The organism is Streptosporangium sp. NPDC087985, from assembly GCF_044741965.1.
Lineage (GTDB): Bacteria > Actinomycetota > Actinomycetes > Streptosporangiales > Streptosporangiaceae > Streptosporangium.
On the sequence record NZ_JBIUTQ010000001.1, the window covers coordinates 399,077 to 420,382 of the forward strand.

Genomic DNA, 21,306 nt, shown 5'->3' on the forward strand with positions numbered 1-21,306 from the left:
GACATCCTGGGACCATCCCCGCGTGCGCGGGGAGCACCGGTCTTCTCGATCAGCTCGCGCTTGTTCATGGGGACCATCCCCGCGTGTGCGGGGAGCACTCGGCCCGATGCTGATCATCAGCGGAAAACTGGGGACCATCCCCGCGTGCGCGGGGAGCACCTGCTCACCCAGCCGTACGTCACGGCCGCAGAGGGACCATCCCCGCGTGCGCGGGGAGCACATTCCGGGTGGGCGCCGGTCCTGCTGCCAGGAGGGACCATCCCCGCGTGCGCGGGGAGCACCGGCCGGCGATGCGCATCAGCTCGACGATGGGGGGACCATCCCCGCGTGCGCGGGGAGCACCGCCACCTGCGCCAGACCGGACAGGGACCCGAGGGACCATCCCCGCGTGCGCGGGGAGCACTCCAACGCCGCCACCCCGGCCAGCGCCGTCCCGGGACCATCCCCGCGTGCGCGGGGAGCACGACCCGTCCGGGCGGGTCTCGACCGTCAGGTAGGGACCATCCCCGCGTGCGCGGGGAGCACCTGGCGGTGCGCCCGATCGGTGCCGGAGTCGAGGGACCATCCCCGCGTGCGCGGGGAGCACACCTGGATTTCCTGCCCTGGGCTGACCCTATCGGGACCATCCCCGCGTGCGCGGGGAGCACCCGGAGACGGCTGTCGGTGACCTGCTGGTGGTGGGACCATCCCCGCGTGCGCGGGGAGCACGGTCACATCGAGGAAGAGCAGCCTGCTGAACCGGGACCATCCCCGCGTGCGCGGGGAGCACCACCGTCCCGAGCAGGCTAGCCCGCATAGACCGGACCATCCCCGCGTGCGCGGGGAGCACAGCCCACCTTTCGATCGCCGCTTCGACAGGCTGGGACCATCCCCGCGTGCGCGGGGAGCACATCACCCACGTTGAGCTGACCCAACCGGATGTGGGACCATCCCCGCGTGCGCGGGGAGCACTGGTGACGTCGGCGACGTTGGTGTTGACGGGAGGGACCATCCCCGCGTGCGCGGGGAGCACACTGGCGGACCTGCATGTTTAACCTGAGCAGGCACGAATTTCGAGCACTTTCCAAGGTTCAGACATTTTGGACATCGTTGGACGGCTTACTCTCTACGGCCAACACGTTGCGGCGTGCGCGCTTGGCGAGGAGTTGCTGAGGATACGGCGCAGACGTCGGCAGGCTGTACTGATGAATAATAATTTTTTGGCACCATGTGCGGCTGGACAAGGACTGCGAGCCCTCAGAGCTGTCCATACCGGCGGCGTTTAGAGGCCTTGCTCCAACCCTGGGGAGCGGCTGCTGTTGAAGAGATCGCTGGCTTCTCCTTTGGCCGACGGATCAACGTGAGGCCCTCGTGGTCGATCGGGTGCCATTTGTGGTCGTGGGTCTCGAAAGTGAAGCCCTGCTCGTTATTGGTGCTGTAGACGAGAAGAGCACGCCCAGTGTCTGCGTACTGCCGTACTTCCGCCCACAGCGCTTCGCGGATCCGCGCCGATGGACCTCCGATGAAGACACCGGGGGAGATCTCCATCAACCAGCGGGTCAGAAAGCCGCGCAACCCTGCAGGGCAGCGGGTGAGCACGATGACCGTCACCAGATCACCCCGTCGTCGTAGTTACGGCCTGCCTCCACCTCGGCTCCGTGGTCACTTTGGAGCGTGACGCGGTCGATGTCATCTCCGGTGAGGTCGTCTTTCACTCCATCAAGCAAGATGAGATGTTTGATGTCGTCCACGCATCGCCTCAGTAGACCGATCTTGTTGACCTGGTCGCGGATCGCCCGACGAGTGCGGGAGCCAACATCCTCCGGGCTTTGTGCCGCCACATCGAAAGCGGTGGGAATGGCGATCTCGGTCTTGTAGAGATCGGCGATGTCTAGCACGAACGCCAGCTCATGCCCTGAGTGGATGAAGCCGAGCCCGGGGGCGCAGCCGAGTGCAGCGACGGCAGTCTGGGCGATACCGTACATGCACTGGGCGGCTGCGGTGACCGCCTGGTTGGCGGGGTCACCAGAACCGAAGTCACCGGGGAGGTACTCCCGGCCGTTCCAGGAAATACCGACTCTCGCGGCTTCCCTGCGGTAGCACTCTTTGACCCTTCGCCCTTCTCTGCCGAGGAGTTCGTGCCGGGTGAGGCCGGCTGGGTTCTCGTTGGGGAACCGCATCCGGTACATCTCGCGTGCCACTTCAAGCCGGGTACGGCGGTTGGCCCATCTGGTCGCCTGCGCTTCGACCAGGGCGGACGAGCGGTTGAGTGATCTACCGCCCGAGTAGAAGCGCACGCCGTGTTCTCCGACCCATACCACTCCCGCTCCGCTGTCACCCAGCACGCTCATTGCCTGATGGGTGACGCGAGTGCCGGGGCCGAGCAGGAGTGTCCCGATCGTGGCGGACGGGATGTGGGTGATGCCCTCAGCATCTTCGGCGGTGAGAGCGTTGTCCTCGCGATGCAGGGTGCACCGCTCCAGGTAGACGAACGAGAGCCGGTCCCCCATCCGGGTGAGCTCGCGTGGCGAGGACATACCGCGTCGACCGATGGTGGTCATGTGTCACACCACCGCCAGGGTCATCAGGCCGCAGCCGTATGCCTTTGCCCTGCCGAGCCCCCGAGTGAGAGTGTTCCGAAGCGCGTCAGGGTCGGTTACCTCCAGCCGCCCGTCGAAAGTGACGGTCACCAGAGTCACCGACTGCCGTTGCCCGGCCTTTTTGAAGGCGAGCTGACGTCGGTCGTGGACGATCAACTCGTGCTGGTCACCCTCAGGGAGGAGACGCCGTTCTACCGGTTTTTCCACCACTTTGAATCCGGCGGGCTCCTGGCGCTGCAGTAACCAGCGGACTTGGTGATGTAGCCCGACATGTGCGGTGAGTTTGGTGGGTTCCCCGTCGGTGCGACGGATGCTGTGAACCGGGTTTGCGGTGAGCCGGAAGGCCCACTGATCACCTGCGGCCAGCCGGGACAGGAACGGTTCGTAGTCGTAGGTTTCCCAGCGCCCTGTCTCAGGCCAACCAGCCTGCTCGACCAAGTGAGTGAGATCAGGTTTGGCCGGGCTGACGAGGCAGAGGTAGGTCTCGGCCCGACTGTTGCGATCGATACGCCACAGCACTCTCGGTCCGTCGTTTTCGGACAGTGGAATCTCAGCGAAGGAGGACATCACCGCGGCGTGCAGGTTTTGCGGTGACGATAGCAGTCGACGGGCACCGACGCGGGCGGTGTTGATGCGGAACCGGGTCAGATACATCGCGCGCCTCCCAGGACGGACGTCGGGTCGTGATCGGGACGCCCGGCGAGGTTGCGCACTTTCACTCTTGCGTGACGGACTCCGCGGAGTGCGTAGCGGCGGTGTAGCGGATCGAAGCTGACCGGCTGGTCGCGCAGGCTGTCGACCGGTCCGTCGGCCGCCGTGGCCTCGACAAGAACCTCCAGGTCGATCTGGGGCTCGTTGCGGTGGCGCCGCTGGTACCAGCGTGCGGCCCGCCACTGCTCCCGCTCCAGCGCCTGTTCCAGCGTGCGTTCGTGATGAACGCCCAAGTCCACCGGCCGAGACGGGGGGCATGATCGACGCCCGAGGTACGGAAGGAAGACCGGGGCCCGCAACGCCTGATGCAGACTGTCGATCAACTCCCTCTCTCCCTCCACCGCTGTCACGAAGACCGCGTCGGCCAGGTAGAAGCGCTCCGACACCGGCAGAGCCTCACCGCTGGCGAAGTGGTGCGCGGTGTGGAAGTCACGAAGGAGGGTGCCGCGCTGATCGACGCGTACTCCGAAGCGGAGCGTGGTCAAGTCGCCGAGGTCGTCCGACCGCAGGCGTCCCAGGGCCGCGGCCAGCAATCCGATGACTCCGCTCTTGGTCGGTGCCGACTCGGTGGATCGTCGGGCGAAGCGCGACGACGCCCCCCAGGACTGCAAGGGGCCGGCAAGCTGCATCAGAAGGACGCTCATGCTCCGCCCTGCCGCCGGGCGACCTCCGCACCGATCGCCGTGACCAGTTCCGGGAGGGACAGCTCGGTGCCGAGGCCGGTCAGCGCCTCGGTGTTCTTACCGACCCGCAGCACCCAGGACTGAGTGTCCTCCGTGACGCCGTAGGCATGCTCAAGCTCGGGAATGTAGGAGGCCAGAGCCTCAGACGCCTGTCGCAGGTGTCCGCCGGTCTCCGGGTCGGTTCGGCACGGCTCCTCGAACGCCGCGACGAAACTGATGGGCCTGGACGAGCGGACCTTCACCACCACCGCGTCCGGCAGTGTGTGGTTGGCGAAAGTGTTGATCTTTCCGGTGGGCAGCGAGGTGAGGAAGCATTGGGCGAACGCCTCCACGGCCCGGCGCACGGGTTCAGTGACCGGTTCGTCCTCTCGCAGTCCTGCGCCGAGATTCTTGCGCAGCAAGTCGACGTCGACGGCGGCGTACCGATAGAGGGTGGCGGAGTTGAACTCCACAGTGCCGATCATGCTCGCACCGAGGTCGTCGTTCTCCCGCTCCTTGTAGTCGTCGACCGCCGTGTAGTAGTCGGATTCGTTGTCCACTCGATGCACGCTGATGGCGTGTGCGACCTGGGCGGCGGCGTCGACGTTGATGTCGGCGCCGTCGGCCACCATGCGGCCGAAGAGCGCGATGTCGACCGAGTGCCGGCTGTTGGCGAGCTGCTTGGCGCGGTCCTTGGTGGCCTTGTCCTTGAAGTACTCCTTGCCGGCGCCGTATCCCTTGACTGCGATCTCAGCCAGGCCGTCCAGCTGGTGGGCACTGAGGAACAGCAAGTACTTGGACTCCGGCGCGGGCTCGGCGCCGCCCTTGCCCTTGGCCGTCTCCGCCTTGCGCTTGGGCGCCTCGACCTTGGAGCCGGTGGCGATCTGGATCGTCTCGGCGGCCAAGGCCCATGCCTCAGCCTGCTCGATCGTCCCATCCAATCTTCCGATGCGCTCGGCCAGCAGCTCGGCCACCCGGCGGGTGCGCACGCCGAGTTCGCTGGGGTCCAGTAGGTCATGGAAGCTGCGACGGGTGGCGCGCTTCCATGACTGGCTGGAGACCCGGGCGCGGCGTACCCCGCCGTACACGGCGGTCTTGGGGGTGCCGGTGTCGTCGCGGTTCAGGCAGCTCGGGGGAACGGTCTGCAGCACGTGGAGTTCGAGGATGGTGCGAGTCATCAAACGTCCTTGTCAGTAGGGGCGGTGTCGTCGGAGCGGGTTCCGGCCCCCGTGTTGTCGGCTCGGTAGGCGTGGAAACTGCGGCCCCAGCTCTGGCGGACCTGGCGCAGCCCGTCAGGAAGCTGAGCCTGGTAGAGCTGCCGGGCGAGGAGTGCGTAGTCGAGGGAGATCGATTCCCTGCGCAGTAGTGAGATGATCCCTCGGAGGCGCTCGGCGAGCGCCTCCCGAGTCTCGGCGGTCCCGATCCGGACGAAGCGGCGCCGGATCGGTCCGTCGATGGCGCCGCCCGGCATCAGTCGGCGTACGGCCGTCCCCAGCTCAACGCCGGGACGGTGCATGTTCTGGTCGGGACGTGACTGCTGGTGCAGCGCGTAGAGGGTGACGGCCAGGAACAGAGCAGCCTCGCTCCTGACCGCCTCGGCTTCGGGCAGTTTCCCTTCGGCGTACAACCGCTCGGTGCCGGTCATGCCCCACAGCTCCGGCACGTCCTCAGGAAGCTTGCCCGCGCCCCGTCTGAGCTGGGCGAGGGTCGCAACGGCCCCGCTCTTGTCGGCGCGGTATCCCCGCTGCAGCTCGGTGATGTACGCGTCGGCGGCCTCGCCGACCAGATCCGCCGTCCGGTGCCGGACGGCGAGGGTGACTGGGGTCATGACCGTGCCTCCACGTCTTGCCGTTCGCTGCCACTGTCTTGAGAACCAGGCCGAGGGGCGTTCGCCGTAGCCGCGGGCAGTGCTTTGCGTAGCCTGGCGCGGAACAGCAGGTCGGCACGCGATGCGGTCAACCAGATCTCCTGGCCCTGCCACGTCTCCACGCGCCCCTGCCAGGCCGCGTCCCCGGCCGATCTCAACAGTTCCTGCCCCAGCTTGCTGACCATCAGGTGCGTTCGGTCTTGCCAGGCCGATCTCCGCGCCTGGGGATCGTCGTCGGGAAGAAGCCCGGTGAGCCAGTCACGGAACGGGCCATCGAGGGTGTTGAACCCGAGATCCCGCGCCGCCGCCTTGGGGGGTTCGGCATCGGCTCCGGCCGCTCGGGCAAGATCGGCGGCGAGGTCACCAAGCACGGTCACGGCTCTCTCCGCATCCGCCACCGCGTCGATCGCGGCCTGGCCGAGGGCGCTGTCCCGCTCGTGCAGGAGCACCACCCGCATCGCCACGGTATCGTCGACGATCTCGTCGATGACGGACTGCTGGGTGCCGTAGACAACGCCGAACAGCCGTGCCCGGATCAGGAAGTCCGGCGGCAGGTCGCCTTCGACGGTGAGACGGGCGGCCCAGTCGAGGATGCGCGGCCGGACGATGGCCGCGGCTTCGCCACGCTGCTCGGCCCATTCGGTACGGCCAGCGATCAACGCGCCCAGTCCTCGCCACGCGCTGCGGCTGGGATCGTGTTCGCGTGGCAGGTAGACCTGGGCCACGCCAAGTTTCTTCTCCTGGGCGGCGCTGCGCCGCCAGCCCGTCATCGGCTCGCGCTGGTGCCTGTTGTGCGGGGTGAGTGGATCGCCGTAGGCGAGGACCACCCCGTGTACGCCCAACGCGTTGTGGGCGAGCCGCACCCGTCTGGACTGCCAGGTGTAAAGGTCGCGGACTCCTGCCGGGCGTCTACTCAGCTCCAACGCGTCCGCCTGTTTCGGGCCTGACGGTAGATGACGCCAAGCGGGGCGGTCATGTTCGGGGTCGATGCGGAGGTTGTCGGTGTCGAAAGCGATCAGATTGAGCAGCAGGGTCTCGCGGAGAGTCTCGCCCTCCACGAGGACTCCGCCGAGGGTGCCCGCCCATGCGACACCTTGTGGATACACCTTGCCGCCCTTGACTCTGTCATCGCCTACGGCGCCGGTCTTGATGCCGGAGGTGTCGAAGGCATGAGCGTGCACGAGCCAGCGGGCGGCCTCGGCGAAGCCAAGCCGCTGGGCTCCGTGGGCTCGCATGGTGAAGAAGGGCGTTCCGTTGGGGACGTCGGCAATGATGCGGTCGAGCGAGCCGACCTCGCCGGTGGCGGTGCGCAAGTCGAAGGTCTGGAAGAAGGGGGTCTGAGGGTGCAAGAGGTCGAAGCGTTCGCGGTGTCCGTCGAGATATTCGGTGATGCGGCCGATGGGGAGCCCGTTCTCCCAAAGCTCCTGCCATTGGTCAAGATCACGCGGTCCGTCGATCGCGTCGTGCAGGACCGCCAACAGCAGTCGCAGCAGCGCGAACTCCTGGGTGGGAACGTCTCCCACCAGCCGCCGCAGGTCGTCGGCTTGAGTGAAGACCTCCCGCAGGGAAAGCTCGTCCTCGCTGCCATCCCGACGCTGCACAGGTAGCCACCGGTTGCAGGTCAAATCGAAGGACGGTATGGCGGGTTCACTCGGCATGAGCCACCTTCAGGCCATCAGCGGGGTTGTAATGCAGGTCATAGCCTGCCAGCCGGGCCCGACATTTCTCGTCGAGCATGAGGATCAGCTCTCCGGCCAGCCAGTGGCTCTCCTTGGACTGCCATGCCGGGACGCACTCGGCCTCCAGCTCTTCGATCGCCCGGTCCAGGGTGCGGGGGATCGAAAAGTGGTAGGGCAGCCGCAGGCCGCAGGAGGCCACAATGCGGGCAAGTTTCGGTTCGGGTGCCGCCTCGGTGGGCAACTCCAGACCGCCGCGCCCCTTGCTCAACCATGGCACCGTTACCAGTGTCCCGTCGGTACGGCGCTGCACGACCAGTACTTCCAGGGATTCGGCGCCGTCCCGAACCTGGGCTCGGCCGACGCGGGTGTCGTCGGCGTCCCCGACCCCGGCATCAATCCAGCCGACCAGCGCGCGACCTGCCCTGCCGACGTCGTTGATCTGGAAATCCAGCGCTTTCTGGCGCTGTCGCTCCTGGTGCAGGTCCTGGTCTGCACGTGCTCGGGTCATGGCGTCCTGCCATGCGTCCGGGCCGATCGACTCGGATCCATACGCTTTCTGAACGAGTGGGCTGATGTCCTCGGGCAGCCGCACCGTACGTCCTGTCTCGGCGGTTCCAGATAGGTACGGTTCCAAAACGGCCGCCGACTGCAACAGCGCGTGCAGCCGATAGATCCGCCTGGAGCCGCTCACCGGCTCGACCGGGGTCATTTCCCAGTCCGCGCCAGTCAGCAGACAGCGGGCCGTACGCAGACGCTTCGGGCGGTCGCACTGGTCCTTGCCGCGTCGGTGCCGATGCAGACGCCCCATCCGTTGGAGCAAAAGGTCAATAGGGCATAAATCCGACACAAGTAGATCGAAGTCGATGTCGAGGGACTGCTCAGCGACCTGACTGGCTACCACGATGTGCGCACCAGTGGGCCGGTGACCTGCACTTCTGTCCGGCGGACCGAACCGATCCAGTAGACCGGCGTCCTTGTCGGCCCGGTCCAGATCGAGGAAACGGGCGTGCGCCACGGTGACCTGCTCGGAGCCGAATCGCTCTCGCAAGTACGCGGCGGTCTCAAGAACCCGGTCAACGGTATTACGCACCACCAGAGCACAGCCGCCCTCGGTCAACTCCTGTGCGAGTCTGTCGCTCAACTCGGACAGGTCGTCGCTCAGGCGCTCAAGCCGTACGTCAGTGGTGCGGCCAGAGGGCTCGATGGCCTTGGCTACTGCGAGGCCGCCCGGCTCGACCGCTGTCAGGAGGGGATAGCAGTCCTCGGTCTCCAGTCCGGCGAGGTCGGCGCTGTCTGCGGCCGTCCCGGCGTACGCTTCGGCCAAATCGCGCCGGCGTCGGGCCGGGAGCGTCGCCGACAGCACCACGACTGGCACGCGGTAGGCGCCCAGCCATGACAGCACCCGGTCCAGGTATGAGTTCATGTAGGTGTCGTAGGCGTGTGCCTCGTCGATGATGACCACCTTGCCCGCGAGAGCGAGGTGGCGCAGCGCCAGGTGACGGCTCTTCAACCCCATGAAAAGCAGCTGGTCGATCGTCCCCACCACGAACGAGGACAACATCCCCTTCTTCCTGCCCCGCAGCCACTGATGCGCGACGAGCTCAGCGGAGGAAACCTGGCGGTCACCGCGGTGACGTCGCTCGTCTTCTCCACCATCCGCGTCGACTCCGCGCACTGTCCTCCGACTGGCGCGTATCAGCTCGGCGTAGTCCTCGTTGAGCGCCGCCTTGGAATGTGCCAGCAGCACCGAGCGTGAGCCGTATCCGGCCTGTCTGTCGGGGACCCGGCGCAGCCAGTCCAGCATCCGGGGGAACATCGCGCTCCCCGTGGCCATGGTGGGCAGGGCGACAAAGCAGCCGCCCGCTCCGAAACGGGCCGCGAAGATCTCGGCGACCGCTAGCGCGGCTTCGGTCTTCCCTTCCCCCATCGGAGCCTCGATCACCATCAGGCCAGGGGATGACATCGCCTGTGCCGTTCGGACCGCATGTTCCTGGACCGGGCGGATGTGCGCCCCAGGTGGCAGCCGGAACCGGGAGGAGAAGAAGTCGGTCACTTCCCCGGTGGACTCCACTGCCTGCCACGGCTCCGGCAGATCGAGGCCCCGCCACGCCGCATCGACCCGCCCCCTATCGTTCTGCTGTCGTGTCTCGGGGAAATACGGAAAAAGATCAGGATTGCTCGCGATCCAGTCTGCGACGATGACGAGCCCGGTCAGCAGCACCTGGGTCGGCTGCGGGAGCCTGACCTCCCGCCATTCGGCCAGGCGGTCCTGGACTTCGGATGCCTCCGCACAGCGGTCGAGGATCTCCTGCTGCACCCCCCGCCACATCGACGAGCATCCAGGAGTGCGGAGCAGTTCTGGATGTACATTCAGCTCTTGGATGTCCGCGTGGGTCGGCGGGACTCCGTGGTGACCACCGGCGATGATCGCGAACTGCACGGCAGCGGACCGTGCCCAGCCGTACCGCTCTACCAGCCATTCCTGGAGCAACACCTGCCCGGCCAGGCCATGCGGGGCGAGCCTGCGGTCGGGCAGCTGCTTGTACGGCGGCATATCCAGTCCGACTATCTGCATGGCATCGGCGAGCGACTCCACCTGGCAGGCGAACGCCGGCGTAGCCTTCCCGATATCGTGAGTGGTCGCCAGCCAGACCGCCATGCGGCGCGCGTCATCGGCACCACCGGGAAGCGCTTCAGCGATCACTTGCCGAACCTGAAGAGGAAGCCAGTGGTCCCATAGCAGTCCGGCGACCGCACCGCTGTCGGCAAGGTGCTGCCACAACGGCAGCCACCCATCAGTTTCCCGATCATGCTTGGCCCAGACCGCGCGCGCCGCGCTCGAAAGCCCGTTGGCAAACCGGCTGCAGGCTGGCTCCTCGTTAAGCATGGAGCCATTAAATGGCATCATCTCCTGGATATTCCAGGAAGCTTGGATTCTCCTTGAATTGACGCACCGGAGGAGTGGATTTCTTCCCTTTCGGGAAATAAATCCACTGCCATCCAGTATGTTCGAGAGCAGCCAAATCCCCGCATGCACGGGGAGCACTCACACATGAAGGTGGCTGTTCCACTTCTCGTGGAGCCATCCCCGCACGCACGGGGAGCATGTCGCCACACCCTGCAGGATATCTACACGCAGGGTTTGGACCGAGAGCAGCTCACGAACTCGATCATCTTCCCTCTGGTGGCCCAAGTAACGATCTCGCCCAGAGGAGTGCAGCCCCGGCGGCGGCGCCACCCGCGATCAAAGACTGCGGCAACCTTGCACCCGACAGATGCGTCAATGTGGCCACCACGCCTCCCACCACGGCGGCGAACAGCAACAGTACGAGAGCTTCCAAGTCCAGAACAGGCCTCACGAACGCCTCCTACGTCTCTTGGTTGCGGATTACTTTTCGTTCCACTTCTCGTGTTCCGATAAGAGGAGGACCAGAGAGTAACACGAGCCACTCCAGCCGGGAGGCCTTCTACGATCAAGGCGGAATCCCCGGCTGCGACTCTGCGCCAACCCCACTACGGCCCCCTTGCTACAACGTCGCACCAGCTGCAGAGACACCCCATGAAGCCGGTTCTCTCATTCCGACCCCCAGAAATTTCGGCTGCAGCTGCAGATCAGGCCCTAAACAAGTTTCAGGGGCTCATGGCGAGACAGCACACGATGTCCTCACGGAGCGCTAGCCTCCTCCAGAACAACTTGATGATTTGGAAACAACGAGCTGACTGACGGTGTCTGAAATGTCCGATCCCTCCAAAGTGCTCGCATTTCACGCTAGCCGCCGATAATCCTGCAGGTCAGGCAGTGTGCTCCCCGCGCACGCGGGGATGGTCCCCCACGTTGCCGTCGTCGTCGGGCAGGGCGATCGTGCTCCCCGCGCACGCGGGGATGGTCCCCGCCGAGGTGATGGAGAAGCTTCGTAGCGATTGTGCTCCCCGCGCACGCGGGGATGGTCCCGACACCTACGTCAAGGTCATGCGGCAGCAGATGTGCTCCCCGCGCACGCGGGGATGGTCCCGGCTAGCACATGACTGATCTGTCGAACGCAAAGTGCTCCCCGCGCACGCGGGGATGGTCCCGTGGTCTTACCGGACTTGAACTCCGCCGAGATGTGCTCCCCGCGCACGCGGGGATGGTCCCTGGAATCGGGCCTCGGAGAACACCAGCTGGCGGTGCTCCCCGCGCACGCGGGGATGGTCCCCTGAAGATCCCCTTCACTGAGGCGCGGGCTATGTGCTCCCCGCGCACGCGGGGATGGTCCCGACTCCGCCCACGCCTCATCGTCCTTCGACGCGTGCTCCCCGCGCACGCGGGGATGGTCCCCGGAGTGTCCCGGAGTGATTCCGAGTGCTAGCGGACACGCCGTTCTCCAGCTGAGCGGCCAGATTTCTCCTGGCTGATGGCCATCAAAATTCCTGGCGTGGCCACTGGAAATCCCGGTGGGTGGCCAGGTCGATCTCCGGGTGGGCGGTCAGGTCAGCGGGATCACTCCGCGTCCGGACAGGGCCTCAGCCAGGCGGTGGGAGTCGCCGCTGGTCTCCACCAGGTGGGCGTGGTGCATCAGCCGGTCGACGGTCGCGGTGGCGAGCGTCTTGGGCATGATGGTGTCGAAGCCCGATGGGTGGATGTTGCTGGTGACCGCGACCGAGCGGCGCTCGTAGGCGGCATCGATAACGCGGTAGAACGCCTCGGCGGTCTCGTGGCCGACCGGCAGCAACCCGATATCGTCGATAACGATGACGTCGCTGCGGCAGATGCGGCCGATGGCGCGCGAGACCGATCCGTCGATCTTGGCCCGGCCGACCGTGGCACTGAGAGACTCCAGGGTGAACCAGGCCACCCGTAGGTCTTTTTCGATCGCCAGATGCGACAGTGCTTCAGCGAAGTGGGACTTGCCGGTGCCGGACGGTCCGGCGATCACCAGGTTCTCCGCGCGGCTGACCCATTCCAGCGTCATCAGCGCGTTCTGGGTGGCCTCGTTGATCGTGGAGCCCTCGCGCCGCCAGGAGGAGAAGGTCTTGCCGGAGGGAAAACCCGCGCTCTTGCGCCGGTTGCGGCGGGTCGCTTGGTCGCGGCCGACGACCTCCTCATTGAGCAGGACGCGCACGACTTCGGCCGGGTCCCAGCGTTGCGCGCGGGCGGTCGCCAGCACCTCGGGCGCCGCTTTGCGGGCGTAAGGAAAACGCATCCGGCGAAACAGGGCCTCCAACTCGGCCGGGACCGGTGGGGCCGCAGGCAGGGTGACACTCACGAGTGATCTCCTTTGACGCTGTTGGTGTTACTGAAGGCGGCCCAGGAGGCGGTGCCGGGCTGGGCCGAGTGAGCCTCGTCGACGCGGGTGTTTTCACCGGCGTGCTCATGCACTGCGAGGTGGTCGCAGATGGAGGCCAGGTCAGCTTCGGCGAACCGGCCGTTGATCGCGGCCAGGCCGAGCGCCTCATCCGTCCGGGCCGCGCCCAGCAGGCTGGCCAGCTCGACCGCGCGGGCCATCTTGGTGCGGATCCGTGCCACTCCGGTGGCGGCGGCCTCGATCAGCCACGCCTGCGCACCCGGCCCGATCGCCAGGAACGCTTCTTCGGCCTTGGTCCGCGGGCGAGGCCGGGGCGCTTTGGGGCCGTTGCCGCACTCATGCTCGGGATAGTGGGCATCGACGATCTGCGGCCGGCCCGGAACCGACAGCGGATGCCGCCACAGTTCCCTCAGACCGTGCTGACCGTGCTGACCGTGCTGCTCATCGGTGCTGGAGCGGCCGACGATGACCAACTCGTCGCCGTGGACGCGGCACCAGACCGTTTGTCCTTCGTGGCCGGGAGGCACCGAGTAGCGCACATCGCCCCAGCGGACGGTCCGGTCGTCACCGACCAGGCGCTCGGCCCCGAGCGCGAGCACGTAGGGATCGGCGGGCAGCACGTGCAGGCGAGCGCGCTCCTCGGCCAGCATCTCGATCGGCGGCCGGTGTGTCTCGCGATGGCGGCGGCCGTTGATGTGCTCACTCCAGGCAGCGCACGCCTGCTCCAACTCGGTGAAACTCCCATAGGCGGCGCGGAGGTTGGCATGAGTGGGCACCAGATCCGCCTTGGCGATCTTCACCGTCGCCTCCACCCCGCCCTTGGACTCGGGATCGAACGGCTCGCAGGTAGTCACCACGCACCCGTAATGCCGCCCCAGCTCGACGATCTGCGGGTGGCGCACCGCAACGCGGGCGATGTGCTCGATCGTGACCGTCTTGGGGTTGTCGGTCAGCAGATACGTCGGCGCCCCGCCCAGCCGCCGCAGCGCCGCGTCCAGGCACGACGTCAACGTGGCCAGCGTCTGATCCCAGGTGGGGATCACCACCCGAAACCGCGACCAGGCCAGCCAGGCACAAAACAGCTGCGTGCGGCGCTCACCGATCCGCGGGCCCTCGCCCCAGTCCCACTGCAGCCACATTCCCGGCTCAGGCACCCAGGGCCGGTAGATGCGCCGCCGTCCTGCCTTCCAGGCCGCCTTGATCTCGGCGACCGCCCGCCGCGTGGTCCGCTCGGACCCGGCGAATCCCATCGCGACCAGGTCTTTGTGCACCACGTCCGCGCGGATCTTCCCTTTCGACCGGTCGACCTTCTCCTCGATCTTCGCCAGGAACGCGTCGATCGCCTTAGGTCGCGGCGCTGGCTGGTGCGGGTTGCCGCCCGCCGCGCGGATCGCGATATACCGGCGCACCGTCTTGGGGTCACACCCCGCCAGTTGCCCCGCCGACCAGGCGCACCCGGTCAGGTCGTAAGCCTCGTAAATCTCCATCAGCTCCATGCCAGACTTCGTCACGGGCCCCCTCCGCGGGTCTGGGGTGCAAGGTCTCGACAACCCGCAACCCAAGCCCCCGCGGAGGGGGACCCGAGCTGTGACACACGGACAAGATCAGGAGATTAACCTGGCCATTGACCAGGACTTTTGGTGGCCGCCAACCAGGAACCGGTGTCCGTCAGCCGCGACTTTTCTGTCCGCCGATCAAGAGTTCCACGTGACCGCTCTCACCGAGTCTCTCCGTGCTCCCCGCGCACGCGGGGATGGTCCCGCCACCGTCCGCGAGGACGCCGACATCACCAAGTGCTCCCCGCGCACGCGGGGATGGTCCCACTTCAACGGAGCGGGTGTCCCGTAGCGGGGGGTGCTCCCCGCGCACGCGGGGATGGTCCCGGGGTCAAGGACATGGCCGGCAAGGCGGTCGAGTGCTCCCCGCGCACGCGGGGATGGTCCCGTACGCACGTGGGTCATCGACCCTGCCGTAAAGTGCTCCCCGCGCACGCGGGGATGGTCCCCCGGCCCCGACACCGGACTCGGCCTGGCCAAGGTGCTCCCCGCGCACGCGGGGATGGTCCCCCTGGTCCGTTGTGGTCCATTCGTCTTCGAAGTGCTCCCCGCGCACGCGGGGATGGTCCCCGGTCCTGGAGGTCATATCGGCAGGCGAGGCTGTGCTCCCCGCGCACGCGGGGATGGTCCCCTCAAACGGTGAAAACACCAACCGGAAAAACCGTGCTCCCCGCGCACGCGGGGATGGTCCCCGAACAGGCCAGGGAACGACGAAGCCCCCTCCGGTGCTCCCCGCGCACGCGGGGATGGTCCCGTGATGCGAGCAGGCTCGTCACCCACCGACCTGTGCTCCCCGCGCGCGCGGGGATGGTCCCAATTTCGCTGCCTTCGAGTCCGAGATCACGGAGTGCTCCCCGCGCACGCGAGGATGGTCCCGTCATCCTCGGCCGGGCCTCAACCTTCCACCCGTGCTCCCCGTGCACGCGGGGATGGTCCCTGCAGCGACATGGTCACCTGCTCCGCGGTGTAGTGCTCCCCGCGCACGCGGGGATGGTCCCGACGCGCAGATATGAGTCGGCGAGAATGTCGTGTGCTCCCCGCGCACGCGGAGATGGTCCCATCGGTGGAGCTCGCCCGAGTGCGTCCTGTCTGTGCTCCCCGCGCATGCGGGGATGGTGGACCCGGGTCTACCCGACAGCCGGTGTAAGTCCAGGCCGTAAGGCCGGGCGGGGCCGCGCCCGCCGTCGCCCGCGTTGGCGTTGAGGCGAGAACTCCCGCGAGGGAGAACGCTCACGTCGTAAGGCGGGAGCTGCTGGGGAGCGCGCTTACCAAAGCACACTCACAGGTAATGGACAGAGCACCAGGTACGGCGAAGCCGGGTGGTGGTTGGCGGGAGGTCGTTTGCCGAGAAGTGCACGGGCGGGGTGTCTCGAAGGCGTGCGCTTCCCGGCAAACGGTCTTCAGCGGGGATGGTGGTGGCCTGGTGCGTGGTCGGTGAGGTGGAACCAGACGGCGTTGCCTGTCTCGTGGTCGTGGTGGGTGCCCCAGTCGGTGGCGATCAGGTCAACCAGGAGCAGGCCGCGTCCGCCGTCGCTGTCGGTGTCGGCGGCACGGATGAAGGGGATGTTCGTGGCCGAGCCGTCGTCGATGACTTCGAGGTGGAGCTTTCCTGTGTTGCCGTCAGCGCCGGTGCCGATGTCGGTGCCGATGCAGATCATGACTGAGCCGTTGGGGGTGCGGCCGGAGTCGGAGTGGATGACGGCGTTGGTCATGATCTCGCTGAGCAGGAGGATCGCGTCGTCGAGAGTGGGGGCGCTGGTTCTTCCGGTCAGCAGGTCGCGGATCCATTGGCGGGCGGTGGCGACGGCGGTGGGGGTGGCGGGGAACTCGGCGTGGCCGAGCAGACGCAGGGTGGCCCAGCGGGGGGTGGTGGCCTGGTGGCGTTCGTAGCGGCAGGCGGCCGGTGAGAGGGCCGTCGTGCTCATACGATCACCGCCGAGACGATGATGTCGGCGACGTTGTCGGCCTCGGCCCACACGTAGTCGCTCCGCCGCCACAGCCGCGACCACCGGGGCCGCCAGGTGAAGACCCAGCCGCAGGCGCGGCGGACGGCGGTGATGCGGATGCGCCGGTCGCCTGCGGATGTGACCTCCAGGATCGGTGGCCCGGTCGTGGGCAGCACCAATGAGGTGCCGACGCCGAGGACTCTGAGGTCCCATCCCAGCCGCACCAGATGAATGAACTGCACTTGCGGATCACACACCTTCATCTCCCTGATTGCCTTTCGTCGGCCGTACGGCATGCAAGGCATGCGGTCGCGAATCTCAGAGCAGCGGAGGGGTAAGTCCGGCAATCCATCTCTTAACGTGATGGAACGGTTGCTTTAAGTGGCCGTACGTAAGCGCCGCAATGCCGGATCGTGGAGCCATCGCAAGTGTGCTCCAGCTAACCGCTGTTTGGCAACTGCCAGACGGCATCTGACAAAACCTCTACGGTTTGGGCGGGAGCAAGAGACCGAGATCCACGGCGAAGGGAGCCGGTAGTGGTTCGTCAAGGACACAGCCCAACGGTCAGGCGTCGTCGGCTCGCCTCTGAACTACGGCGTATCCGTGAAGAAAGAGGCCTGACCATCGATCAGGTAGCGGCTCAGCTTGATTGGCATGCCACCAAGTTGAGCCGCTTTGAGACCGGCCGTCGTGCCGTACAGCCCAGCGATGTGCGAGCGTTGCTGGCCATATACGAGATCGAGTCCGGCGAACATGACGCGTTGCTCGCTCTGGCGCGAGAAGCGCGTCAGCGAGGGTGGTGGCACGCTTATGGGCAAGCCGTCCCCGAGTGGTTCGAGGTCTATGTCGGGCTGGAGTCAGAGGCGTCGGCGCTTCACCTCTACGAGTCCGAATTCGTGCCAGGACTGCTGCAGACGGAGGACTACATACGCGCAGTGCATCGTGCCGCACAGATCAGAGCATCCGAAGAAGAGATCGATCAACGTGTGGCGGTACGCGTCGCACGTCAGAAACTGCTGGCAGGCGATGGTTCGCTGCACCTTTGGGTGATCGTCAACGAAGCAGCCATCCGGCGGCCGGTGGGTGGCATCCAGACGATGCGCACGCAGCTTGAGTACCTGGCCGAGTCCGCTACCCGGCCAAACGTGACCCTCCAGGTCCTTCCGTTCTCGGTTGGTGCGCATCCCGCCATGGGCGGAGGGTTCCATATTCTCGGGTTCGGGCCGAACGACCTTGATGTGGTCTACATCGAATACCCCACCGGAACGATTTATTTAGAGAAGCAGCCCGAAGTAGAGCGTTATACGCTGATGTTCGACTATTTACGCGCTGCTGCCCTGCCTACCGATGCTTCACGAGCGCTCATCATGCGAGCGGCAAGTGAGCTGGAAGAGTAGCAGCTGAGCCAGGAGCAGAAGGGGGTGCGGGATGGTGAAGGACCAGCCTGTGGACCTGTCCCGTGCGGAGTGGCACAAGAGTTCTCGCAGCAACGGCAACGGCGGTGCATGCGTCGAGGTGGCTCGCAATTTGCCGGGGATCGTGGCTGTCAGGGACAGCAAGGACCCTCAGGGTCCCGCGCTGGTTCTCTCTCTCGATGGCTGGCGATCCTTTACTGATGGCATCAGAACCGGTGAGTTCGACGGCTTAAGGTGATCGTCATTTCCTCATGCGGGACGTTGAAGAGCGAAGCTCGTTAACCCTGCGCTCCTTTCTGAGGTGAGGCTTCAGCTACGGTGATCAACCCTGTGCCGAGCTACCACGGATTGCTTCAGCCGTACGGAGAACGCTGGGCGGACTGAGAGCGAGCGGCTACGGTCCGCCTGCCGTACGGCGAGGCAGGGGTGCGCGGAGGTGGGTGGGTGTTCCGGCCGGCGTATTAAAGGACCGCAACCAGCGCGCCCGCCAGGCCGGAGGCCTGAAAAACGAGACAGCGACTGAGACGGCCGGCCGGAACACCCATCCACCGCAGCGCGAACCGGAGGCCGGCCGGAACACCCGCAGCGTGAAGTCGTTCATCTCGATAATTCAGCACAAGCGAGAATTTCTTACCTCCGTCGTTTAGAATTGCTTACATGTTGGATCTCAACCGTCTCAAGGCTCTGCACGCCGTATCCGTCTACGGGTCGGTGGGGGCGGCGGCCGACGCGCTCATGGTGACCCCGTCGGCGGTGTCGCAGCAGCTCGCCAAGCTGGAGCGGGAGACCGGTGCGACGCTGCTGGAGCGCAGCGGGCGTGGGGTGCGGCTGACCGACGCGGCCGGGCTGCTCGCCGACCACGCCGAGCGCATTCTCGCGCTGGTGGAGACCGCCGAGGCGGACTTCGAGGCGTTGCGCGGGGAGGTCGTGGGACGGCTGAGCATCGGGGCCTTCCCCACGGCGGCCCGGGGGCTGCTGCCCGCGGCGCTGGTCCATCTGCGGGAGCATCACCCCGACCTCCGGCTCCAGCTCCTCGAACGGGATCCGGAACGGCAGATCCGCGAGGTGGCCAGGGGCGAGCTCGACCTCGCGGTGATCCAGGACTGGACGAACCGGCCGATCGCCATCCCCGAGGGGCTGTCGCGGGCGATGCTCTTCGACGACATCGCGGACGCGATCCTTCCCGGGACCCATCCGCTGGCCGCCCGGCCGGAGATCAATCTAGCTGAGCTGTCCGGGGAGCAGTGGATCAGCTCCTCGCCCGGCACGATCTGCCACGACTGGCTGGTTTACACCCTGCGCGCGGCCGGGCTGGAGCCGGACATCACCTGCATGGTGGACGAGTATCCGACCCAGCTCGCCCTCGTCGCGGCGGGGCAGGGGTGCGCCATCATCCCCCGGCTCGGCCGTGACTCCGTCCCGGCCGGGGTGCGGGTCATCCCGATCCTGCCGCGCCCGACCCGGAAGATCTACGCGCTCTGGCGGAGCGACGCGACCCGCAGGCCGGTGATCAGGGCCGCCGTCGACGCGCTCAAGGCGGTCTCCGTCCTCCACCAGCCGGTCTAGCGTTCACCACCCACCCGTACCAGTCGGTAGGCTGGCGGCACCATGGCTGAGACCACCGTCGTTCACCTCCTGCGCCACGGTGAGGTGCACAACCCCGACAACGTCCTGTACGGCAGGCTGCCCGACTATCACCTTTCGGAGACCGGCAGGCAGATGGCCGAGACGGTTGCCAGAGCGGTCGCCGGGCGCGACGTCGTCGCGCTGTTCTCCTCCCCGCTGGAGCGGGCGCAGGAGACCGCGGCCCCGCTTGCCGCGACCTTCGGCCTGGAGGTCACGCTCGACGAGCGTCTCATCGAGGCGGCGAACATCTTCGAGGGTGTCTCGGTCGGCAACGGCGACGGGATCTTCCGCAGCCCGCGCTACTACCGCCACCTGTGGAACCCGTTCCGTCCTTCCTGGGGCGAGCGCTACATTGACGTGGTCCGGCGGATGAGGGGCGCGATCGACACCGCCCGCGAAACGGCGCGCGGCCACGAGGCGATCATGGTCAGCCACCAGCTCCCGATCTGGGTCATCCGGCTCGCGGCCGAGGGCCGACGGCTCCCGCACGACCCCCGCCGCAGGCAGTGCGCCCTCGCCAGCCTCACCAGTTTCTCCTTCGAGGGAGACCGGCTGATCGGCGTGGGTTACGGCGAACCCGCAGGTGGGCTCGTCAAGCGCCCCACTGTGCCGGGCGCGTGACCGCGCCGGTAGAGTTGATGCTCTACCGGTTGTAGTACAGGGAGACCCCGCCTCACATGCGCGCACAATCCTTCGCCGCTGCCATGCTGCTCCTGGCCGTGGCCGGCTGCGCCGGTAACCAGGGGACGCAGCCGCAGTCCGGGGACACCCGCTTCGTGGCCGGTGACGGCAAGATCACCCTGTTCGAGATCTCCGACCGTAGGCCCGCCCCCGCGGTCGAGGGGGAGACTCTCGACGGAGGCTCGGCGACACTCGCCGCGCACAAGGGCAAGGTCGTCGTGCTCAACTTCTGGGCCTCCTGGTGCGCCCCCTGCCGGGCCGAGGCCCCGGTGCTCAAGGACATCGCCGCCAAGACCAAGGCAGACGGCGTGGAGTTCCTCGGCATCGACTTCAAGGATCGCAGGGCCGACGCGCTCGCCTTCGAGCGCAGCCAGCAGTCCGGCTATCCAAGCATCTTCGACCAGCCGGGCAAGGTCGCGCTCTCCTTCCAGGGCACGGTCCCCCCGGCGGCCATCCCGTCGACGCTGATCATCGACCGGCAGGGCCGGATCGCGGCTCGGGCGCTCGGCGCGGTCACCTACAACGACCTGCTCAGCACGGTCACCAAGGTCGGCGATGAGCGCTGATCTGGCGAGCACGGTGGCGAGCGGGTCGCTCGTCCTCGCGCTGCCGATCGCGGTGGCCGCCGGTCTGGTCTCCTTCCTGTCGCCCTGCGTGCTGCCGCTCGTCCCCGGCTACCTGTCATACGTGACCGGGATGAGCGCCGACCCCAGACGAGGGCGCATGGTCGCGGGAATCGCGCTGTTCGTCCTCGGCTTCGCCGTGGTGTTCGTGGCCGGCGGGGCGCTCTTCGGCGGGCTCGGCGCGGCACTGCTCGGTAACGTCGAGGTCATCACGCGCGTGCTGGGCGCGCTCACCATCGTGCTGGGCCTGGCCTTCATGGGAGTCGTCCCCGGCCTCCAGCGTGACTTCCGCATCCACCGTTTCCCCGCCGCCGGTCTCGCCGGGGCGCCCCTGCTCGGGGTGGTGTTCGGCCTCGGCTGGACGCCCTGCATCGGCCCGACCCTCGGGGTCGTGCTCACCCTCGGCCTCACCGAGGGCAGCGCCGGGCGCGGCGCGTTGCTGGCCTTCGCCTACGCGCTCGGCCTGGGCCTGCCGTTCCTGGCGGCCGGGCTGGCCTACCGCAGGGCCCTGCACACCTTCAAGGCGGTCCGCCGCCATTCGCAGCTGATCACCCGGGTGGGCGGGACCATGCTGGTCGCGGTCGGCCTGCTGCTCGTCACCGGGCTCTGGGGAGAGCTCATCGTGACGATGCAGGGGTGGATCGGCGGATTCGAGCCGGTGATCTGATGGAGCGCG

At 66.9% G+C, this 21,306-nt stretch carries 18 protein-coding genes and 3 CRISPR repeat arrays (1 of these 21 running past the window's edge); of the genes, 6 read left to right on the plus strand and 12 right to left on the minus strand.

The features are described 5' to 3' along the window. Positions 1-1,012: a CRISPR direct-repeat array (repeat unit 28 nt; unit sequence GGACCATCCCCGCGTGCGCGGGGAGCAC); it begins 53 nt to the left of the window's first position. A 224-nt stretch (positions 1,013-1,236) separates the two neighbouring features. From cas2e to ACIN94_RS02050, 12 genes are all read right to left on the minus strand, one after another. Then, positions 1,237-1,590: a type I-E CRISPR-associated endoribonuclease Cas2e gene (gene cas2e, locus ACIN94_RS01995; RefSeq protein ID WP_400698282.1), complete on the minus strand. Its 354-nt coding sequence runs from the start codon at positions 1,588-1,590 to the stop codon at positions 1,237-1,239. Next, the gene (gene cas1e / locus ACIN94_RS02000) at positions 1,587-2,540 is read right to left on the minus strand and encodes a type I-E CRISPR-associated endonuclease Cas1e (RefSeq protein ID WP_400698285.1); all 954 of its coding nucleotides are present in this window, start codon (positions 2,538-2,540) and stop codon (positions 1,587-1,589) included. Before cas1e ends, cas2e begins: the two co-directional genes overlap by 4 nt. A 3-nt stretch (positions 2,541-2,543) precedes the next feature. Next, complete coding sequence (gene cas6e, locus ACIN94_RS02005) at positions 2,544-3,233, minus strand: type I-E CRISPR-associated protein Cas6/Cse3/CasE (RefSeq protein ID WP_400698288.1); 690 nt, start codon at positions 3,231-3,233, stop codon at positions 2,544-2,546. Further along, positions 3,224-3,934: a type I-E CRISPR-associated protein Cas5/CasD gene (gene cas5e / locus ACIN94_RS02010; RefSeq protein WP_400698291.1), complete on the minus strand. Its 711-nt coding sequence runs from the start codon at positions 3,932-3,934 to the stop codon at positions 3,224-3,226. Before cas5e ends, cas6e begins: the two co-directional genes overlap by 10 nt. Beyond that, entirely contained in the window at positions 3,931-5,130 is a 1,200-nt protein-coding gene (cas7e, locus tag ACIN94_RS02015) for a type I-E CRISPR-associated protein Cas7/Cse4/CasC (protein WP_400698294.1), read from the minus strand. The genes cas5e and cas7e overlap by 4 nt, the downstream gene beginning before the upstream one ends. Continuing rightward, on the minus strand, positions 5,130-5,780 hold the full coding sequence (casB, locus tag ACIN94_RS02020; protein WP_400698296.1) for a type I-E CRISPR-associated protein Cse2/CasB: 651 nt from the start codon (positions 5,778-5,780) through the stop codon (positions 5,130-5,132). Before casB ends, cas7e begins: the two co-directional genes overlap by 1 nt. Further along, positions 5,777-7,477, minus strand: coding sequence for a type I-E CRISPR-associated protein Cse1/CasA (gene casA, locus ACIN94_RS02025; protein WP_400698298.1), 1,701 nt, complete (start codon positions 7,475-7,477; stop codon positions 5,777-5,779). Before casA ends, casB begins: the two co-directional genes overlap by 4 nt. Beyond that, positions 7,467-10,385, minus strand: coding sequence for a CRISPR-associated helicase Cas3' (gene cas3, locus ACIN94_RS02030; protein ID WP_400698301.1), 2,919 nt, complete (start codon positions 10,383-10,385; stop codon positions 7,467-7,469). The genes casA and cas3 overlap by 11 nt, the downstream gene beginning before the upstream one ends. 914 nt (positions 10,386-11,299) lie before the next feature. After that, positions 11,300-11,816: direct repeats of the CRISPR family, unit length 29 nt; unit sequence GTGCTCCCCGCGCACGCGGGGATGGTCCC. A gap of 148 nt (positions 11,817-11,964) precedes the next feature. Next, positions 11,965-12,744 carry an IS21-like element helper ATPase IstB gene (gene istB, locus ACIN94_RS02035; protein WP_399533119.1) on the minus strand — a complete coding sequence of 260 codons (780 nt, stop codon included), beginning with the start codon at positions 12,742-12,744 and terminating at the stop codon, positions 11,965-11,967. Beyond that, complete coding sequence (gene istA / locus ACIN94_RS02040) at positions 12,741-14,279, minus strand: IS21 family transposase (RefSeq protein ID WP_400699933.1); 1,539 nt, start codon at positions 14,277-14,279, stop codon at positions 12,741-12,743. Before istA ends, istB begins: the two co-directional genes overlap by 4 nt. 236 nt (positions 14,280-14,515) lie before the next feature. Further along, positions 14,516-15,459: direct repeats of the CRISPR family, unit length 29 nt; unit sequence GTGCTCCCCGCGCACGCGGGGATGGTCCC. A gap of 280 nt (positions 15,460-15,739) precedes the next feature. Continuing rightward, positions 15,740-16,264: an ATP-binding protein gene (locus tag ACIN94_RS02045; RefSeq protein WP_400698305.1), complete on the minus strand. Its 525-nt coding sequence runs from the start codon at positions 16,262-16,264 to the stop codon at positions 15,740-15,742. Further along, the gene (locus ACIN94_RS02050) at positions 16,261-16,527 is read right to left on the minus strand and encodes a hypothetical protein (RefSeq protein ID WP_400698307.1); all 267 of its coding nucleotides are present in this window, start codon (positions 16,525-16,527) and stop codon (positions 16,261-16,263) included. The genes ACIN94_RS02045 and ACIN94_RS02050 overlap by 4 nt, the downstream gene beginning before the upstream one ends. 294 nt (positions 16,528-16,821) lie before the next feature. Between ACIN94_RS02050 and ACIN94_RS02055 the strand changes: the two genes are divergently transcribed. The 6 genes from ACIN94_RS02055 to ACIN94_RS02080 all read left to right on the plus strand — a co-directional run bounded on the left by ACIN94_RS02055 (position 16,822) and on the right by ACIN94_RS02080 (position 21,297). Further along, the gene (locus ACIN94_RS02055) at positions 16,822-17,682 is read left to right on the plus strand and encodes a helix-turn-helix domain-containing protein (protein ID WP_400698310.1); all 861 of its coding nucleotides are present in this window, start codon (positions 16,822-16,824) and stop codon (positions 17,680-17,682) included. A gap of 31 nt (positions 17,683-17,713) precedes the next feature. Then, positions 17,714-17,938 (plus strand): DUF397 domain-containing protein, encoded by a 225-nt coding sequence (locus ACIN94_RS02060; RefSeq protein WP_400698313.1) that lies wholly within the window; start codon positions 17,714-17,716, stop codon positions 17,936-17,938. Between the two features lie 419 nt (positions 17,939-18,357). Next, positions 18,358-19,266: a LysR family transcriptional regulator gene (locus ACIN94_RS02065; protein WP_400698315.1), complete on the plus strand. Its 909-nt coding sequence runs from the start codon at positions 18,358-18,360 to the stop codon at positions 19,264-19,266. Between the two features lie 42 nt (positions 19,267-19,308). After that, entirely contained in the window at positions 19,309-19,947 is a 639-nt protein-coding gene (locus ACIN94_RS02070) for a histidine phosphatase family protein (RefSeq protein ID WP_400698318.1), read from the plus strand. Positions 19,948-20,003: 56 nt separating this feature from the next. After that, positions 20,004-20,573, plus strand: a complete 570-nt coding sequence (locus tag ACIN94_RS02075; protein ID WP_400698321.1) for a TlpA family protein disulfide reductase — start codon at positions 20,004-20,006, stop codon at positions 20,571-20,573. Further along, entirely contained in the window at positions 20,563-21,297 is a 735-nt protein-coding gene (locus tag ACIN94_RS02080) for a cytochrome c biogenesis CcdA family protein (protein WP_400698323.1), read from the plus strand. Before ACIN94_RS02075 ends, ACIN94_RS02080 begins: the two co-directional genes overlap by 11 nt. The last annotated feature ends 9 nt before the right edge of the window (positions 21,298-21,306 follow it).

Bases quoted from the DNA above. Each gene is read 5' to 3' on its own strand.
- cas1e (WP_400698285.1), bottom strand. From the start codon at position 2,540: ATGACCACCATCGGTCGACGCGGTATGTCCTCGCCACGCGAGCTCACC.
- cas6e (WP_400698288.1), bottom strand. From the start codon at position 3,233: ATGTATCTGACCCGGTTCCGCATCAACACCGCCCGCGTCGGTGCCCGT.
- cas5e (WP_400698291.1), bottom strand. From the start codon at position 3,934: ATGAGCGTCCTTCTGATGCAGCTTGCCGGCCCCTTGCAGTCCTGGGGG.
- cas7e (WP_400698294.1), bottom strand. From the start codon at position 5,130: ATGACTCGCACCATCCTCGAACTCCACGTGCTGCAGACCGTTCCCCCG.
- casB (WP_400698296.1), bottom strand. From the start codon at position 5,780: ATGACCCCAGTCACCCTCGCCGTCCGGCACCGGACGGCGGATCTGGTC.
- casA (WP_400698298.1), bottom strand. From the start codon at position 7,477: ATGCCGAGTGAACCCGCCATACCGTCCTTCGATTTGACCTGCAACCGG.
- cas3 (WP_400698301.1), bottom strand. From the start codon at position 10,385: ATGCTTAACGAGGAGCCAGCCTGCAGCCGGTTTGCCAACGGGCTTTCG.
- istA (WP_400699933.1), bottom strand. From the start codon at position 14,279: ATGGAGCTGATGGAGATTTACGAGGCTTACGACCTGACCGGGTGCGCC.
- ACIN94_RS02045 (WP_400698305.1), bottom strand. From the start codon at position 16,264: ATGAGCACGACGGCCCTCTCACCGGCCGCCTGCCGCTACGAACGCCAC.
- ACIN94_RS02060 (WP_400698313.1), top strand. From the start codon at position 17,714: ATGGTGAAGGACCAGCCTGTGGACCTGTCCCGTGCGGAGTGGCACAAG.
- ACIN94_RS02065 (WP_400698315.1), top strand. From the start codon at position 18,358: ATGTTGGATCTCAACCGTCTCAAGGCTCTGCACGCCGTATCCGTCTAC.
- ACIN94_RS02070 (WP_400698318.1), top strand. From the start codon at position 19,309: ATGGCTGAGACCACCGTCGTTCACCTCCTGCGCCACGGTGAGGTGCAC.
- ACIN94_RS02075 (WP_400698321.1), top strand. From the start codon at position 20,004: ATGCGCGCACAATCCTTCGCCGCTGCCATGCTGCTCCTGGCCGTGGCC.
- ACIN94_RS02080 (WP_400698323.1), top strand. From the start codon at position 20,563: ATGAGCGCTGATCTGGCGAGCACGGTGGCGAGCGGGTCGCTCGTCCTC.